The sequence below is a fragment of the Candidatus Enterococcus moelleringii genome, assembly GCF_017377575.1.
Classification (GTDB): domain Bacteria; phylum Bacillota; class Bacilli; order Lactobacillales; family Enterococcaceae; genus Enterococcus_A; species Enterococcus_A moelleringii.
On record NZ_JAFREM010000033.1, the window covers coordinates 1 to 15,793 of the forward strand.

The following is a 15,793-nucleotide window of genomic DNA, read 5'->3' on the forward strand; positions in this document are numbered from 1 at the left end:
GAGTAGGACGTCGCCACGCGAGTTAGATCATCCAGATTTGGATGGTCTTTTTTTCGTTTCGGAATTGGAACAGGCTTTATCAGAAATTTTTTGAGTTAGACAAAAAGATCAGCAAAACTAAATGAATAGATTTTGCTGATCTTTCTTATAGATGACTTATTAAAGTGCGGTGCTGTGCATAAACTTGATTGTCTCGATGGTTTTTTCCCATTTTTCATATTCAAGTTCAGACATTTTAAAGTGGTAATCTTTGATGATGCCATCAGCGGCTACTTGAGCTGGGTGGCCCACATAGCATTGATCTTTTTCGCTATAGCTGGATACAGGCAGAACCTTGTGATTATTGTTTAGTACGGCTTCAATTACTAAAGCTGCTTGATTGGCAATACCGTATGATGTATAGCCTTTGCCGCGCATAGTGATCCAGCCGCCTGCCCTGGCTGTGGTCTCTAATTTTTCTAATTCCTCTGGAGAGAGCATCTCGCTAATTGGAACACCGCCAATTCGGACGCTGGACCAGGCAACGAATTGTGATTCGCCATGTTCGCCCATTACGTAACCTTCAACTGAAGAAGGATGGACATTAAATTGCTCGCTCACTGCGTGTTTCATTCTAGCACTGTCTAAGGTTGTTCCGGTACCAAAGATTCTTTCTCTTGGAATACCTGTTAGTTCCTGCAGTCGTTGTGTGACAACATCGCATGGATTAGTAATATTAATCAAGATTCCTTTAAAACCGGAAGCTTTGATTTTTGGTGCCCATTCTTCAACAATCTCTTTTGTTAAATACAACTCAGCAAAGCGATCGGAATTGCCTTCAAAAATGGTAATATCACCTGCTGAAAAGATGAGTACATCAGTGTCTGCCAGTTCCTCTAAATTAGGCTCGATCAGTTTTACGTAATTGTAACGATCAACTTGACCATCAAAAAGGTCATTGTATTCAGAAAGAAGCTGACCTTCTTTCTTGTCAAAAAGGACCAGCTCATCTATGATGTTTCTGGAAATCAAGGTGTAAGCCAAAGTACTTCCTACGTGACCGACGCCAATAATTGCTGCTTTTTTCAATAATATCCACTCCTCTTCTGATAAAAAGAATGCCTTTATTATGAGAAAAAGTCAAGAGGATTGTGGCAATTTGGTTAATTGGCTGGAAGATCTTTCAGCACATCGTAAATGCGTTTAAGATCCGCATCGTTTCCCCGCAATTCGAAATCAGCCAACAAAGGAAAATCAAATGCTTCGCTGTATTGTTTAGCGGTTAAGCAATACTGGTAATTGAAGTTTTTATTACCGCTGCCGATTACCCCTAAACAATTTTTGTAGTTGTCTTCATACTCTAAATATTCTCGCATCACTTCGGTTAAGATTTCGGTATCGCCATTGTCGACACCGTTTCCTCCTTCGAGATAGGTTGGAACAAAGGTGACAAAGGCTTCTTCTTCTAATTCAAAAGGGCTGTTTTCGGAAATTTCTTTTACTTCAAAGATTGGCAGTGAAGGGTCCTGTTCGTGTTGTTCCTCAGATAAAGCAGCTAGTCGTTCTACGAATGATCGGGTATTGCCTGAAATAGAAATATATAAAAGTTTCATACTTGATTCCTCCTAAAAATAGTATAGCACGAGTGTCTAAAAAGTCGCTTTAGCTGGGATCAAAAAAACTTGAATAATTTTTATGTAAACGATTGCACTAAACGGCGAAATATGGTATAAATATAGTTGTAAGGGGAAGTAATCCCTCAGTTGTGTTTTATTGCAGCGGGGAATGAACGAAACTTGTTCATTTCTAATGGAATGCCGTATGGCAGAGAGGAAGTAGGGATTTTTGTTAACTCCTTACCAAATGCACCGAGTCTAGCAAGTAAGAGGAACGTAAAACATTACCTCAATTTAATGGTTGTATTTAGCGAAAACCAAGCTAAGTCAAAAAGAGTGCGAATATTCCGATGTAACAGAAGGAATGAAGATAAAAGGCACAGCCATTAAACTTGCTAGACTTATTTTTTTTGCCTAAAAATAGAACTGGTGAAGGGAGTGCTCTTCGCCAGTTTTTTCGCCCAAAAAAGCAGGCCTTTAGGAAATTGTTCCTGGAGGCCTACTTTGTTGATTAATGGTTGTAGTAACGGATGCCATCTTTAAGTTTATTGATTGCATAAGTTGTATCATCGTTGAAGTCATAATCGCCATCAACCAGCGGTAATTTATCTTCGAACATTTCTTCATATTCTTCGATCGTCAGTTGTTTGCGGGCAGTTAATAATGCTTGGTTAGCCGCAACAGTTAATTGTTCCTTGTAACCGGGCATTAATTCTAAGGAGAAGAATTCGCTGACTGCACCTGAACCGTAACTGAACATGCCGATCCGATCACCTGGTTTTAGGGCATCGCTGTTATCCAGCAGTGAGATCAATCCTAGGTATAGCGAACCAGTATAAAGGTTGCCGACTTCTCGGCTGTAAACAACTGCTTCGTCATAACGGGTTTCCAGACGAGTTTGCTCTTCTTCAGACATACTTGGGAAAATCGCTCGCAATGCTTTACGTCCCATTTTTGTGTAAGGTAAATGGAAGGTTAGTGCTGCATAATCCTGTGAAGTTGTCTGATTTACTTTTAGATTTTGTTCCCAAACACGGGTAAATGAATTAATGTAGATTTCATTTGACAAGTGTCCATCCACTAATGGATATTCGTGGTTCGATGGGCGCCAAAAATCATAAACATCTTCCGAATAAAAGACACTATCATCATTGATAGCTAAAATACTAGGTTCTGCTGAAACCAGCATAGCGACGGCGCCGCAGCCTTGTGTAGGCTCTCCACCTGTATTTAAACCGTATTTTGCAATATCAGCAGCAATCACCAGCGCTTTGCGAGTGGGATGTGCTGCCACGTAATCACGGGCTTGCTGCAAGGCAGCAGTTCCAGCGTAACATGCATGTTTTACTTCATAAGAACGGGCGAACGGTTGAATGCCCAATAGACCGTGAATAATGACGGCAGCCGATTTAGAGAAATCATTGCTTGATTCGGTTCCGACAATTACCAGATCAATGGATTCCTTATCTTCATCACTCACTATTTTTTCTGCAGCCGCAGCTCCAAGTGTGACGATGTCCTGTGTTTTAGGAATAACGGCCATTTTGTCTTGCCCTAACCCAATATGAAACTTATTTGGATCCGTGTTTCTGGCATTGGCCAAGTCCGTCATATCAAGATAATCGTTTGGTACGTGAAAACTGATTTTATCAATCCCTATTTTCATGTTGCCCCTCCTTTTCTTCCCTAAGTAATATATCATAGAAATGCCGGAATTTGGGCAGATCCATGCTTAAGAAAATTTAAAATATATAGGAATCTAACAGATATATAATCGTGAATAATTCTTTCAGCTATTTTTAAGAAACGTAATGATTCCTTGAAAACCTCACATGGATACGGTAAAGTCAGAGAAGCTAAACAATTTGGCATTAAAAAATTAATATAGATACGACAAATTTTTTGGAGGTGCACCTTGGAAGAAATAGTGATTTTGAGTGCTGTGCGAACACCGATCGGCAAGTACAAAGGAAGTTTGGCAGCCACATCTGCTGTGGAGCTGGGAGCTTTAACGATCAAAGAGGCGGTAAAACGAGCGCGGATTTCTGAAGCGGCAGTCGGGCAAGTTTTTATGGGGAATGTATTGCAGGCTGGTAATGGTCAAAATGTGGCGCGGCAATCGTCGGTAAAAGCGGGGATTCCTTATGAAGTACCAGCAACTACAATTAATGAGGTTTGCGGTTCAGGAATCAAATCTATCATTTTAGCGATGCAGCAAATCCAATTAGGGGAAGCGGAAGTAGTTGTTGCTGGTGGTACGGAGAATATGTCGCAAGCACCGAAGCTGACAAAGTTTGATTTTGCGGAAAACGAATGGCAAGAACCTTTTTCCAGCATGATCTATGATGGCCTAACCGATGCTTTTAGTGGTCGTCACATGGGCTTAACGGCTGAGAAGGTTTCTGAAGAATATAACGTATCACGGCAAGCACAGGATGAATTCGCCTATGCTTCTCAACAAAAAGCGAATAAAGCACGGGGAAATGGCGATTTCGAAATGGAAATTGTACCGGTTCAATTAGCAGACGGCAGCACGCTGACAGCTGATGAAGGGATTCGTGGAGAAACAACTTTAGAGAAAATTGCCAGCTTGAAACCAGCCTTTAAAGAAGATGGTGTCGTAACTGCCGGAAATGCCTCGACTTTAAATGACGGAGCTTCAGCACTGGTGTTGGCTTCTAAAACTTACGCAGAAATGAACAATCTTCCTTATCTAGCGACAATTGAAGGCTATAGTGAGGTTGGGATTGATCCGAGTGTCATGGGTGTAGCTCCAATTTCGGCGATTGAGAAATTGTTGGAAAAGAAAGGGATGAACCAAGACGCTGTTGATCTGTTTGAGATTAACGAAGCCTTTGCAGCAGCATCGGTTGCTGTTCAGCGAGAATTGCAGCTGCCGGATGAAAAATTAAACATTCGCGGCGGCGGAATTGCGTTGGGACATCCAATTGGTGCCAGTGGTGCCCGAATCGTAACTAGTCTATTGCATGAACTGATTCAAGAGGATAAAAACCGGGGAATTGCCAGCTTATGTGTGGGTGGCGGAATTGGTTTAGCCTTAATGATTCGCAAAAATGAAACGGCGGAAACGCAAAAAAAAAAGTTCTATCAGCTGACTAGAGCAGAACGCTTGGCTCAGTTAGCTGCTGAAGAGAAGCTTACAGCAGAAGAAGCGGCCCAGTTAGCTAACGATACCGTGCTTCCTGAGAAAATCGCCAATAATCTGATTGAAAACCAAATCAGCGAAGTAGCTACTCCCCTTGGGATTGCCCGCAACTTTGTCATTAATGGCGAGGAAAAAGACGTGCCAATGGCGACAGAAGAGCCGTCTGTGATCGCAGCTGCCAGCAATGCAGCGAAAATTATGGCAATTCATGGCGGCATTCAAGCGAAGGTCTTGGAACGGGCAATGGTGGGGCAGATCGTGCTGCAAGAGGTAGCTGACACTGGATTCATTCAGCAGTGGGTGAAAGATCATGAAGCCCAACTATTCACCACAGCTCAGCAATCCTATCCTTCTATCTATCAAAGAGGCGGCGGGCTGAAAGAGATTCAAACCCGGGTGTTTTCTGAACAGGGCTATGTCTCGATTGATTTAATCGCTGACGTGAAAGATGCGATGGGGGCGAATATTTTAAATACGATGCTGGAAGGTGTCGCACAAGAAATTCGCAGCGGGCTTCCAGAGGTGAATGTTCTTTTCAGTATTTTAAGCAATTACGCGACACATTCTTTGGTGGAAGCTTCTTGCCAGCTGCCTGTAGCGGCGATTGGCAAAGAAACGGCTGAGAAAATTGCCTCAGCCTCAGCGTACGCTAAATTGGATCCGTATCGTGCGGCAACTCATAACAAAGGGATTATGAATGGGATAGAAGCAGTCGTTTTGGCAACTGGTAATGATACTCGTGCCGTATCGGCGGCTGTTCATGCCTATGCCGCAAAAAATGGCAGCTATCAAGGCTTAACAGATTGGTCGATTGAGGACGATCAGCTGGTAGGACGACTGGTTCTGCCGATGGCTGTTGGGACAGTCGGTGGGGCGACTAAGGTCTTGCCGAAAGCGCAGCTTAGCCTTAAGTTGTTAGGTGTTGCCTCCGCAGGCGAGCTAGCCGAAATCATCACTGCGGTTGGGTTAGCGCAAAACTTCGCTGCTGTGCGAGCATTAGTCACCGATGGGATTCAAAAGGGACACATGGCCTTACAGAGCCGTTCATTGGCTATCACTGCCGGTGCACAGGAAAACGAAATCCCTCAAGTTGTTCAGCTTTTGAAACAGGCGCCGCAAATGAACTTGGCGGAAGCGGAAAAGATTCTAATACAACTACGAGCAAACTAAAAAAAGTTCTGAAGCCGTTCTTCATCAGAAGACAGCTTCAGAACTTTTTATTTTTCTAATGTAAAGTCTAAATAAACCGGATTGTGATCGGAATATTCAAATTCATTTTCTTCCACTTGCACTTTTTTAACCGCTACATTGTCGGATACAATAAATCCATCAATCAGTGTCACTTCGGCTGTTTTCTTATCGTAAGGTTCATTTAGTTTGCGAGAAGAAGGTACTTTAGCTTCAGCTAAACCATCAACAGGGATCTCAAAGCCGGCTGGTAAATCTTCTTTCGGGAAAGGCTGATTCCAGCTTTCCCGTTTTTTGCTAGTCCCAAAGACCTCGGGACTATTGCCTAAAACATCGTGGTTAAAGTCGCCGCCGACGATCACATAATTGCCTTTTTTGTATTCGTCTTCCATATAATTGAATAGTTTATCCAATTGGGCTTCCATGACAGAACGATCTTTCGTATAAGCTGAAAGATGCACGTTAATTGCGATTAAATCGTTACTGCCGTCTACCGGGATTTTTGTCGCAGTAAAGGCGCGATCCAAATCTAAAAACTTATTGTAGTTTGTTTCGATAGGCAAGGAGTAGCGCTTGCCATCCGTCATGGTCGCTTTGCTCATAGTGACTAAACCTGAAGTGGCTTTCCCAATCGGTTGATTGAAGGGATAGAACAAGTAAGGTGAGTCGTAATTTTGACCATAGAGACTATTGTAGCCAAACAAATTGTTTCGTAACCAGTTCACCTCGTTCACATGCTGCGAACGATCACCGTCTTCGTCGACTTCTTGATAGAAAGCTAAAGCGGGATCGATCTTTTCGGTGGTTTCTACCACGCCTCGTAAATTCTTCTCGACACTTTTCTTGCTGTCGGCCCGTGACTTTGTTCCTCCGTCCATAAAGAAGCTGTAGCTTGGCGGATAAGAACCATAGCCGATATTATAGGTCATTGCTCGATAAGAGACGTCTGCCTTTAATTGCTCGCTGGTTTCTTGTTCAATTGCTAGGTCTTGATTGTCTGGTAAGCGATCATACGCTATATATAAATAAGCCACATAAGCACCTAAAACCAATAGGATAAGTAACAGAAGTGTCAGCAGCACTTTACCAATTTTTTTTGCCATTGCATTTCCCCCTTGCCCCTATCATACCAGAAAATGCTTTATTAGAAAAAGAGTGGAATTCTTTTTTCTCCCATCAAGTCATGATACAATGGAAGGGTAGTATATGTTATAAAAAAGGAGTTTTACTATGATAAGATTTGCGGAAAAACAAGACGGACCTGCTGTTGCTGAATTGATCCTGGTTATTTTAAAGGATATGGAGCTGCCATTTCTAGAAGAATTTGGTGAAGCTGCTGCTAAAGAAGCAATTACGGCTGCCTACGATGATCCCACCTATCGCTTTGGTTTTCAGCGGGGATTAGTGGCAGAGGTAGATGGAAAAATCGCAGGGGCGGCCTTTGGTTATCCGGCAAAGGATGAACCGATCATTGATCGGCCATTGAAAAATTATTTAGCTTCGAAAGGTTTATCAGCAGATATCGACATGTTTATCGATCCGGAAGCTTTTCCCAATGAATGGTACTTAGATTCGATTGCTGTTGATGCAGCATTTCGTGGACAAGGAATCGGTTCTCAGCTATTGGAAGCCGTGGATTTATTGGCAATACGGGATGGGGAAGAGGTTGTCGGCTTGAGTGTCGATCAGTTAAACCCTGGTGCGAAAAAATTATACTTAAGAGAAGGCTTCGCGGTCGTCGGACAACATACGATCAGTGGGCATTTGTACGACCATATGCAGCGGAAAATAAAAACAGCTGTCCGGGAAAAGGTCAGCTGTTAATCGAGCAAAGGGCAGTTTTTGTGGCTGCTCTTTTTTCTTTTGGTTTGCTTCGGTTGTATAACCAGTAGTCCATGATTGCGGCCACACAAATGGCAACCGGTGCGTTTTTCGGATGGTTGACATCGACTACATAATAATCACCAGTTAAAAAGCTGGCTTTGTCCATCGTCATAATGCGGCGATTAAAGTGATTGATCGCATAATGATGGCTGTAGATATTTCCGTAGACAGCCCAATTCAGCTGTTTAATATAGTAGAAATCTCCCGGCCAATTGAAGATTTTATGTAAGGTGCCAACTTTAGTAAAGTTTTGGTAGATTTCAAATTTACGACCAAAAACTACGCTGGCTTGTTTAATGTACGCGACCATTTGTCCATTCATTGCATAGAGGGAAAGAACGTTGCCTTTTCTGCCCCATTGACCAACCATCAAGTAGACTGCTTTGCCATCTGTATCTTTGACGATGGTCCGTGTCGCCGAGCTTAGATGTTTTTCTTGAATTAGGTATTCCGTCATTTTTTTCACCACTTTTGGTAGTTGTTTATTCCAGGACTTGTTCGATTGCTTTGGCAACTCCGTTTTCTACGTTTGTGTCAGTTACAAATTTGGCATAGGTTTTTACCTCAGGCTCCGCATTGCCCATGGCAAAACTAGTTCCCGCATATTTCAGCATGCTGACGTCGTTAAAATTATCACCAATTGCCATAATCTCATCGGCAGTAATCCCTTTAGATTCCGCATATTGCGCTAAAGCGATGCCTTTTTGGGCGTTTTCGTGATTGATTTCAATGTTGCTGGCTTCAGAAGCAGCAATGGCTAGTTCGCCTAAGTCATTCAGCTTTTCGGTGACAGCTTGGAGCTTGGCAGGACCGTCTTTATCAAAAGCAATAACTTTTAGTATTTCTTCGTCGTTATCGCTGACCGTTTGCCGCATATTATCGACGTAGGTAATTGGCAGAATAGTCAAGCGCTCGGCAGTCGCTGCAATTGCCATCTTAGGAGACAATTCAGGCGCCATTTCTGCTAAATGACTAGAAAAGAAATCAATGCGATAGACTTTATTTTCTGAATAAACGTGCTTGGCTGTAAATATTTCAAAATAAATGCCCGCTTCTTCAAGCAAGTCCATTACTTGGAATGCTTTGTCGCGCGGAATCGGAACAGAAAATAGTATGTCGCGATTGGCATCTATAACTAAAGCGCCGTTTAATAAAATCATTGGAACTTGGATGTTCGCTTCATCTAGCAAAACGAGTGCGTGACCAATCCCACGTCCAGTGGCAGTAATAAATTCTACTCCAGATTCTTGGGCTTTGGCGATGGCTTTGATGTTTTCTTCAGGTACTTGCATGTGGTTATTCAGTAAAGTACCATCCATATCAGAAGCAATCAATTTGATCAAAATTATTCACCTGGCTTTCTTATCATACGTAGTTAGTGTACCATATTCTAAGAGAAGATAACCATGAGAATTTGTATCTTAAACAGATTTTAGCAGGAGGAAAAGCAGAATGAAAAAAATAATTGATAATTCGTGGCAGGAAGTATTGCAAGATGAATTCCAAAAACCCTATTACTTGGAATTACGAGAATTTCTAAAACAGGAATACACCACCCAGAAGATTCATCCCGACATGTATCATATTTTCGAAGCATTGGAACTAACACCCTATGAAAAGGTGAAAGTGGTAATCTTAGGACAAGATCCTTATCACGGTGTCAATCAGGCCCATGGGTTGTCTTTTTCCGTTCAGCCGGGGGTGGCGATCCCGCCGTCATTGCGTAATATCTATAAAGAAATGCAAAGTGATTTGGGCATTCCGCCAGTGGCTCACGGGAATCTTGTCAGCTGGGCTAAACAGGGCGTATTGTTGCTAAACACAGTTTTGACTGTTAGAGAAGGGCAGGCCTATTCTCATCGCGGCAAAGGCTGGGAACAGCTGACAGATGCGGTGATTGAAAAATTGAATCAACGTGAAGAACCGATCGTCTTTATTTTATGGGGCAAACCAGCCCAGGCAAAAAGTACCATGATTGACACTAGCCGTCATGCGATTATCAAATCGGTGCATCCATCACCATTATCAGCTAGTCGTGGATTTTTTGGTTCGAAACCATTCTCGCAAACCAATGAACTGTTAACCAACTGGGGGGAAACACCGATTAACTGGCAGCTCCCTGAAACAGTGTAATGTGACAACGCTTGCTGTTATAGGTATAATAGAGGAAATGGAGCTTTTTTGTACTGTTATCGAAGATTTTTTTATAATACAGCAAAATTTTTCTGTTTTTTTCCTGCGAAATAGTGTATCATGTGGAAGTAAATAATAACTGGAGGGTTTTATAAGTGGAACTATTTGATAGCTTAAAATTTAAGATTGTTCGTCGTCAGATTAAGATTGTTTTTCCTGAGGCTACAGATGCACGTATTTTGGGAGCCGCAGCTCGTTTGAAAGCAGAAGAGTTGTTGGAACCTGTATTGGTTGGTAATCGTGATGAAATCGCAAAAGCTGCGAAAGCTCGCGGATTACAAGCAGATAACTTTGAGGTTATTGATCCAGCGCAATTTGATCGTTGGGATGAAATGGTAGAAGCCTTCGTCGAACGTCGTAAAGGAAAAGTATCAAAAGAAGATGCTGAAAAAATCCTTAAAGATGAAAACTACTTTGGTACTATGTTAACTTACATGGGCATAACTGAAGGAATGGTTTCTGGTGCAATTCATTCAACTGGCGATACTGTTCGTCCAGCGTTGCAAATCATCAAAACTCGTCCTGGCGTTAGCCGTACAAGTGGCGCAATGATTATGCTGCGTGGTCGTGATCAAGAAAAATACTTGTTCTCTGACTGTGCCATCAACGTAAATCCAAACGCACAAGAATTAGCTGAAATTGCGGTAGAATCTGCAAGAACAGCGGAATTATTCGACATCGAACCTAAAGTTGCCATGATGAGCTTCTCGACTAAAGGATCTGCTAAAGCACCTGAAGTTGATAAAGTGGTTGAAGCAACTAAGATTGCTCAAGAATTAGCACCTGATTATGTAATTGATGGTGAATTACAATTTGATGCAGCTTACGTATCTAGTGTTGCTCAATTAAAAGCACCAGATTCACGGGTAGCTGGTCAAGCAACAGTCTTTGTATTCCCAGAATTACAAGCAGGGAACATTGGCTACAAAATTGCACAACGCTTAGGTAACTTTGAAGCGATTGGACCAATCTTGCAAGGCTTAAACAAACCTGTTTCTGACCTTTCTCGTGGCGCAAATGAAGAAGACGTGTACAAATTGTCTATCATCACTGCAGCTCAAACGTTGATGAAATAAGAACTATTGATACGGCTGTCATTGCCTGGCAGCCGTTTTTTCTTTGCTTTCCAAACGGGAGCTAAATGGGTATACTGTCTGTTAGAGATTATTGAAAAAGGAGCTAAGCAAATTGATTACGTTAACGGAGTTGCAACAAACGGAACGCTTGGGGGTAATCATTGGTGAAGTGGCTGAACCTAGCGACAACTTAGTACTGACAGGGGATCTAGGTGCTGGGAAAACTACTTTAACTAAAGGGATTGCCAAGGGCTTAGGGATTGATCAAATGATTAAGAGTCCGACGTATACGATTATTCGCGAATACCAGCAAGGACGAATTCCTTTATATCATATGGATGTCTACCGGATCGAAAGCGGCGCAGACGATTTAGGCTTGGATGAATACTTTGAAGGCGATGGTTTATCGGTGATCGAGTGGGGACAACAGTTGGGAGACTATGTACCAGAAGATTATTTAGAACTTATTTTACATAAAGTTCCGCAAAATCCTGACCAACGCCTAGCAGAGCTCGTAGCGCATGGCGCTCAAGGAACTGCTATGAAACAACGTATCTTGGAAATGTGGGGAACAGCAGATGAGTGAAGAAGTCGATGTAGTAATTCGCGAAGCAATACCTGAGGATGCAGAGGCTTTGTTGAAACTAAGTCAACAGGTAGCTTTAGAGACTGAATATTTAGTGATGGACGAGGCGGGTATGGCCTTAACGCCAGAAATGCTGGCTGTGCACTTGGAGAATCTATATGAAAGTCCGAATAATGTATTGCTGGTGGTCTTTGTGAATGATCGATTAGTGGGCAATGCTTCGGTGAAGGCCTCTCCAGAATATCGGGTGGCTCACATTGGAGAAATTGGGATCAGTATCCTAAAGGAATTTTGGGGCATCGGCTTAGGCAGTCTGCTGATGGAGGAAATACTTTACTGGGCGCAGGAAAGCCAAGTGATTCGCCGACTGGAGCTGACGGTGCAGGCACAAAATGAACGGGCGATCCACTTGTATCAAAAATTCGGCTTTGAATTAGAGGCGACGATGGTTCGCGGCGCACGAGATAATCAGGGTGCATTTTTGGATGTCCATTTAATGAGTTTAATGATCGACTAAAAAAGGGGAGCAGACTGTCTGCTTCCCTTATAATGGTTTCACTAGTTTTTTTAACGGATCAATGCCGAAATGGTCTTCTTGATAGAGCAGAATTTTCGCACAGGCTCGGCTGTCTTCTAACGCATCGTGGTGATTTTCCAAAGGAATATCCAGCTCGCTGCAGACAGTATTTAAGCGATGGTTATGCATCTCAGGAAACAGCTTGCGGCTGGTCTGAACCGTACATAAGGATAAATAATTCGGCTGAGGTAGTTGATAATAATCTAAGCAGCCGGCTAATACCTTCGTATCAAAGCCAGCGTTATGGGCAACGATTAGGCGGTCCCTTTGATAATACTTTTGGATTTCTTCCCATACCCGCGGGAATTTTGGTGCATCGGCGACATCTTCGGGGTGAATTCCGTGAATCTGAATGTTCTTCCAAAAAAAGTCCGTTTCAGGTTTGATTAAGGAATAATATTCACCGACGATTTGACTGTTTTTCACCATAACTAAAGCCAACGAACAGGCACTATGAGTCTCGTAATTGGCTGTTTCAAAATCCATTGCAATAAAATTCATCAAAAAAACCTCCTACTCTGTTGTACCATAAATGGTCACAATTGAGTAGCAGGCCAAGCCTTTTTCAAAAAAATCTTAAAGGCTGATATCTAGCTCTACCGGACAATGGTCACTGCCGGTAATTCCGGTCCAAATTTTCGCATCCTCTAACTTCTCTTTTAAATCATCGGAAACTACAAAATAGTCAATCCGCCAACCCGAATTGTTCTTGCGGGCATTAAAGCGATAACTCCACCAAGAATACATCCCCGTTACTTCTGGATAGAAATAGCGGAAGGTATCGATATAGCCGTTGTCCAAAAGAACCGTAAATTTTTCTCGTTCTTGAGGCGTGAAGCCGGCATTCTTTTGATTGGTTTTCCAATTCTTCAAATCGATATTTTGATGAGCCACATTTAAATCGCCGCAGAAAATGACCGATTTGTTGGCCTTTAAGCTATTTAAGTAAGCTAAAAAGGTATCTTCCCATTCCATCCGATAGTCTAGACGCTTCAATTCATTTTGAGAATTGGGTGTGTAACAGGTAATTACATAGTAGTCTTCATACTCTAACGTAATCAGGCGGCCTTCGTTGTCATGGGCTTCGTGGTTCATTCCGTAGGTAACCGCCAGCGGTTCGTGCTTAGTGAAAATGGCGGTTCCAGAATAGCCTTTTTTCTCGGCATAGTTCCAATATTGATGATAGCCGGGTAAGTCCATTTCAATTTGCCCTTCCTGCAGCTTAGTTTCCTGCAGACAGAAAAAAATCAGCATCCAATTCATTGAATACATCCATAAAATTCTTCTTCATTACGGCACGCAGTCCGTTAACATTCCATGAGATTAGTTTCAAGATAATTCCTCCCTTTTCTTCATTCTAACTAAAAAGTCTCCGACAAACAAACATTAGTGATAGTGTGAATCCCGCAGTCAATGGTAAAATAGAAATGTACGAAAAAAAGCTCAGGAGGCTACTTTATGAAAATCGGTGTCATTGGATTAGGCGGAATTGCCCAAAAAGCCTATCTGCCAACTTATGCCAAGCTAAGCGATCAAGCAACCTTTATCTTTTCCACAAGGCAAGAAGAGGTGCGAAAAAAAGTTTCACAAAAATATCGCTTTCAAGAAACTACAGCGACAATTGATGAATTATTAGCAAAAAAGATCGATGCGTGCTTTATTCACGCGGCTACCAGCGCTCACTATGCATTAGCTAAGCAATGTTTAGAACGGAATGTAGCCGTTTTTATTGATAAACCGGTAAGTGAAAACTATGATGAAGTGAAACAATTGACCAAATTAGCCCAAGAAAAAGGCCTGATTTTCATGGTAGGCTTCAATCGCCGCTTCGCTCCGATGGTGGATGAATTGTACAATCTACCAGAAAAACGCACGATTCACCTGGAAAAAAATGAAGTGGATCATCCGTTGGACCTGGCCTATGGGATCTACGATTTATTTATTCATTTAGTGGATACCGGTGTTTATTTGTTAAACGGCGAGGTGGATCACGTAGAATCCAACATTCGACAAGAGGAGGGCAAGATGACCTACGCCCGGATCATGCTGAGAAATTCTTCGACGGAAGCTTATTTAACTATGGACTTAAAGAGCGGTGCCAAAGCAGAACGTTATCAAGTCACCAATGCAAGTAAAACGCTGATATTGGATCAATTAACCGACTTAACGATAAAAGAGGGTACTACAACAACCCTCAAACACTTCGGAGACTGGACGACTACCTTAGAAAAACGCGGCTTTGAACAACTGGTGCTGGCCTTTTTAGCCGCGCTTCAGGGAGCAGAGCCTGCCGTGATGAAGCAGGACCATATTCTGTTAAGCCATCGTCTGTGCCAAGAGATGATTAATCAGCAAATTCGCCACCAGCTATAAGGGGTGGCAAGATTGATGTTCACATGCTAAAATAGCAAGGATGTCACAAGAAAGGAACAACCGAAGTGGATAGAAGGAAAATAATTGATGCGTTACCTGAGATTACGGTCTTGCTGGATAAACCCTTAATGGAGTACACCTACACAAAAACCGGTGGTCCGGCGGATGTGCTGGCTTTTCCTAAGAATAAAAAGGAAGTCAAGCAGCTGATTGATTACTGTCGCGAAAATGAAATACCTTGGATTGTTTTAGGCAATGCCAGCAACTTAATTGTGAAGGATGGCGGCATTCGCGGCGTAGTGATTATGCTTTCGGATATGACGGCGATCACCGTAGAAGGCGAAACGATTACTGCCGAAGCCGGGGCCAAATTAATCGACACAACCTATGCGGCTTTGGATCATTCTCTAGCAGGCTTTGAATTTGCTTGCGGCATTCCTGGAAGTATCGGCGGGGCAGTATTCATGAACGCCGGTGCCTATGAAGGGCAGCTGCAGGATGTCTTTGAGTCAGCGGATGTCTTACTAGCAGATGGCCGCTTCGAAACTTGGGGCCCGGAACAAATGAACTTCAGCTATCGTCATTCTGCGATCCAAGATCAGTCGGCGATCGTATTAAGTGCACGTTTTAAATTAGCTGCAGGCGAACATGGTATGATTCAAAAGCGGATGACGGAACTAACCGAGCTGCGTCAATTAAAACAGCCATTGGAATACCCTTCCTGCGGCAGTGTTTTCAAACGCCCGCCAGGTCATTTTACCGGCAAATTGATTCAAGATGCTGGGTTGCAAGGCCTAAAATGGGGCGGCGCACAAATTTCGATGAAGCACGCCGGTTTTATTGTGAATATTGACAATGCCACGGCTACTGACTATATCGAGCTGATTGCCCATATTCAACAAGTAATCAAAGAAAAATTTGATGTAGCGTTAGAAACAGAAGTACGAATTATTGGGGAGAATCCTGAATAATTGAGTATTACAGAAAATTAAAATATAACAAGAATAGTGAACAAGCAGCGTGCAGAATTTTCTCGCTGCTTGTTTTTTTCTGCTCTTTTCAAAAAAATAACGTATAAACAGAAGAGTTATGAGTTATAAAATGTAACTCGAAAGCTGGAGTGTGTTTTTTCGAAGCGTTACCATTTGGACTTAA

15 protein-coding genes and 1 pseudogene are annotated in these 15,793 nt (G+C 42.5%); 8 read left to right on the top strand and 8 right to left on the bottom strand.

The genetic code is table 11. The features are described 5' to 3' along the window. Window positions 1-159 precede the first annotated feature (159 nt). From JZO70_RS19465 to JZO70_RS19475, 3 genes are all read right to left on the bottom strand, one after another. The gene (locus JZO70_RS19465; protein ID WP_207675359.1) at window positions 160-1,068 is read right to left on the bottom strand and encodes a lactate/malate family dehydrogenase; all 909 of its coding nucleotides are present in this window, start codon (window positions 1,066-1,068) and stop codon (window positions 160-162) included. A gap of 74 nt (window positions 1,069-1,142) precedes the next feature. Then, on the bottom strand, window positions 1,143-1,592 hold the full coding sequence (gene nrdI / locus JZO70_RS19470; RefSeq protein WP_207675360.1) for a class Ib ribonucleoside-diphosphate reductase assembly flavoprotein NrdI: 450 nt from the start codon (window positions 1,590-1,592) through the stop codon (window positions 1,143-1,145). 514 nt (window positions 1,593-2,106) lie between these two features. Continuing rightward, window positions 2,107-3,261: a hydroxymethylglutaryl-CoA synthase gene (locus JZO70_RS19475; protein ID WP_207675361.1), complete on the bottom strand. Its 1,155-nt coding sequence runs from the start codon at window positions 3,259-3,261 to the stop codon at window positions 2,107-2,109. A 249-nt stretch (window positions 3,262-3,510) separates the two neighbouring features. Here JZO70_RS19475 and JZO70_RS19480 point away from each other — a divergent pair, with 249 nt between their 5' ends. After that, window positions 3,511-5,931, top strand: coding sequence for a hydroxymethylglutaryl-CoA reductase, degradative (locus tag JZO70_RS19480; protein ID WP_207675362.1), 2,421 nt, complete (start codon window positions 3,511-3,513; stop codon window positions 5,929-5,931). Window positions 5,932-5,978: 47 nt separating this feature from the next. Here the strand turns inward: JZO70_RS19480 and JZO70_RS19485 are convergent, their stop codons facing one another. Next, the gene (locus JZO70_RS19485; protein ID WP_207675363.1) at window positions 5,979-7,052 is read right to left on the bottom strand and encodes an exonuclease/endonuclease/phosphatase family protein; all 1,074 of its coding nucleotides are present in this window, start codon (window positions 7,050-7,052) and stop codon (window positions 5,979-5,981) included. Window positions 7,053-7,179: 127 nt separating this feature from the next. On the opposite strand from JZO70_RS19485, the gene JZO70_RS19490 reads away from it, so the two are divergent. After that, window positions 7,180-7,773 (top strand): GNAT family N-acetyltransferase, encoded by a 594-nt coding sequence (locus JZO70_RS19490; RefSeq protein WP_207675364.1) that lies wholly within the window; start codon window positions 7,180-7,182, stop codon window positions 7,771-7,773. On the opposite strand, the gene JZO70_RS19495 is transcribed toward JZO70_RS19490, so the two are convergent. Then, window positions 7,763-8,290 carry an LURP-one-related/scramblase family protein gene (locus tag JZO70_RS19495; RefSeq protein WP_207675365.1) on the bottom strand — a complete coding sequence of 176 codons (528 nt, stop codon included), beginning with the start codon at window positions 8,288-8,290 and terminating at the stop codon, window positions 7,763-7,765. The two genes, JZO70_RS19490 and JZO70_RS19495, sit on opposite strands and share 11 nt — an antisense overlap. 25 nt (window positions 8,291-8,315) lie before the next feature. Further along, complete coding sequence (locus JZO70_RS19500) at window positions 8,316-9,176, bottom strand: Cof-type HAD-IIB family hydrolase (protein WP_207675366.1); 861 nt, start codon at window positions 9,174-9,176, stop codon at window positions 8,316-8,318. A gap of 109 nt (window positions 9,177-9,285) precedes the next feature. On the opposite strand from JZO70_RS19500, the gene JZO70_RS19505 reads away from it, so the two are divergent. From JZO70_RS19505 to JZO70_RS19520, 4 genes are all read left to right on the top strand, one after another. Further along, window positions 9,286-9,966 carry a uracil-DNA glycosylase gene (locus JZO70_RS19505; protein ID WP_207675367.1) on the top strand — a complete coding sequence of 227 codons (681 nt, stop codon included), beginning with the start codon at window positions 9,286-9,288 and terminating at the stop codon, window positions 9,964-9,966. A 155-nt stretch (window positions 9,967-10,121) separates the two neighbouring features. After that, window positions 10,122-11,102, top strand: coding sequence for a phosphate acetyltransferase (gene pta / locus JZO70_RS19510; RefSeq protein WP_207675368.1), 981 nt, complete (start codon window positions 10,122-10,124; stop codon window positions 11,100-11,102). Between the two features lie 112 nt (window positions 11,103-11,214). After that, complete coding sequence (gene tsaE, locus JZO70_RS19515) at window positions 11,215-11,688, top strand: tRNA (adenosine(37)-N6)-threonylcarbamoyltransferase complex ATPase subunit type 1 TsaE (protein ID WP_207675369.1); 474 nt, start codon at window positions 11,215-11,217, stop codon at window positions 11,686-11,688. Continuing rightward, a complete protein-coding gene (locus JZO70_RS19520; protein ID WP_207675370.1) occupies window positions 11,681-12,205 on the top strand; it encodes a GNAT family N-acetyltransferase in 525 nt (174 codons plus the stop codon). Before tsaE ends, JZO70_RS19520 begins: the two co-directional genes overlap by 8 nt. Window positions 12,206-12,232: 27 nt before the next feature. On the opposite strand, the gene JZO70_RS19525 is transcribed toward JZO70_RS19520, so the two are convergent. Then, the gene (locus JZO70_RS19525; RefSeq protein WP_207675371.1) at window positions 12,233-12,766 is read right to left on the bottom strand and encodes a 3'-5' exonuclease; all 534 of its coding nucleotides are present in this window, start codon (window positions 12,764-12,766) and stop codon (window positions 12,233-12,235) included. 75 nt (window positions 12,767-12,841) lie between these two features. Further along, window positions 12,842-13,598, bottom strand: a pseudogene (locus JZO70_RS19530) (exodeoxyribonuclease III). 125 nt (window positions 13,599-13,723) lie between these two features. On the opposite strand from JZO70_RS19530, the gene JZO70_RS19535 reads away from it, so the two are divergent. Together JZO70_RS19535 and murB are read left to right on the top strand one after the other, a co-directional pair. Continuing rightward, entirely contained in the window at window positions 13,724-14,638 is a 915-nt protein-coding gene (locus JZO70_RS19535) for a Gfo/Idh/MocA family protein (RefSeq protein ID WP_207675372.1), read from the top strand. A 65-nt stretch (window positions 14,639-14,703) separates the two neighbouring features. Continuing rightward, window positions 14,704-15,609, top strand: coding sequence for a UDP-N-acetylmuramate dehydrogenase (murB, locus tag JZO70_RS19540; protein ID WP_207675373.1), 906 nt, complete (start codon window positions 14,704-14,706; stop codon window positions 15,607-15,609). Window positions 15,610-15,793: the final 184 nt, after the last annotated feature.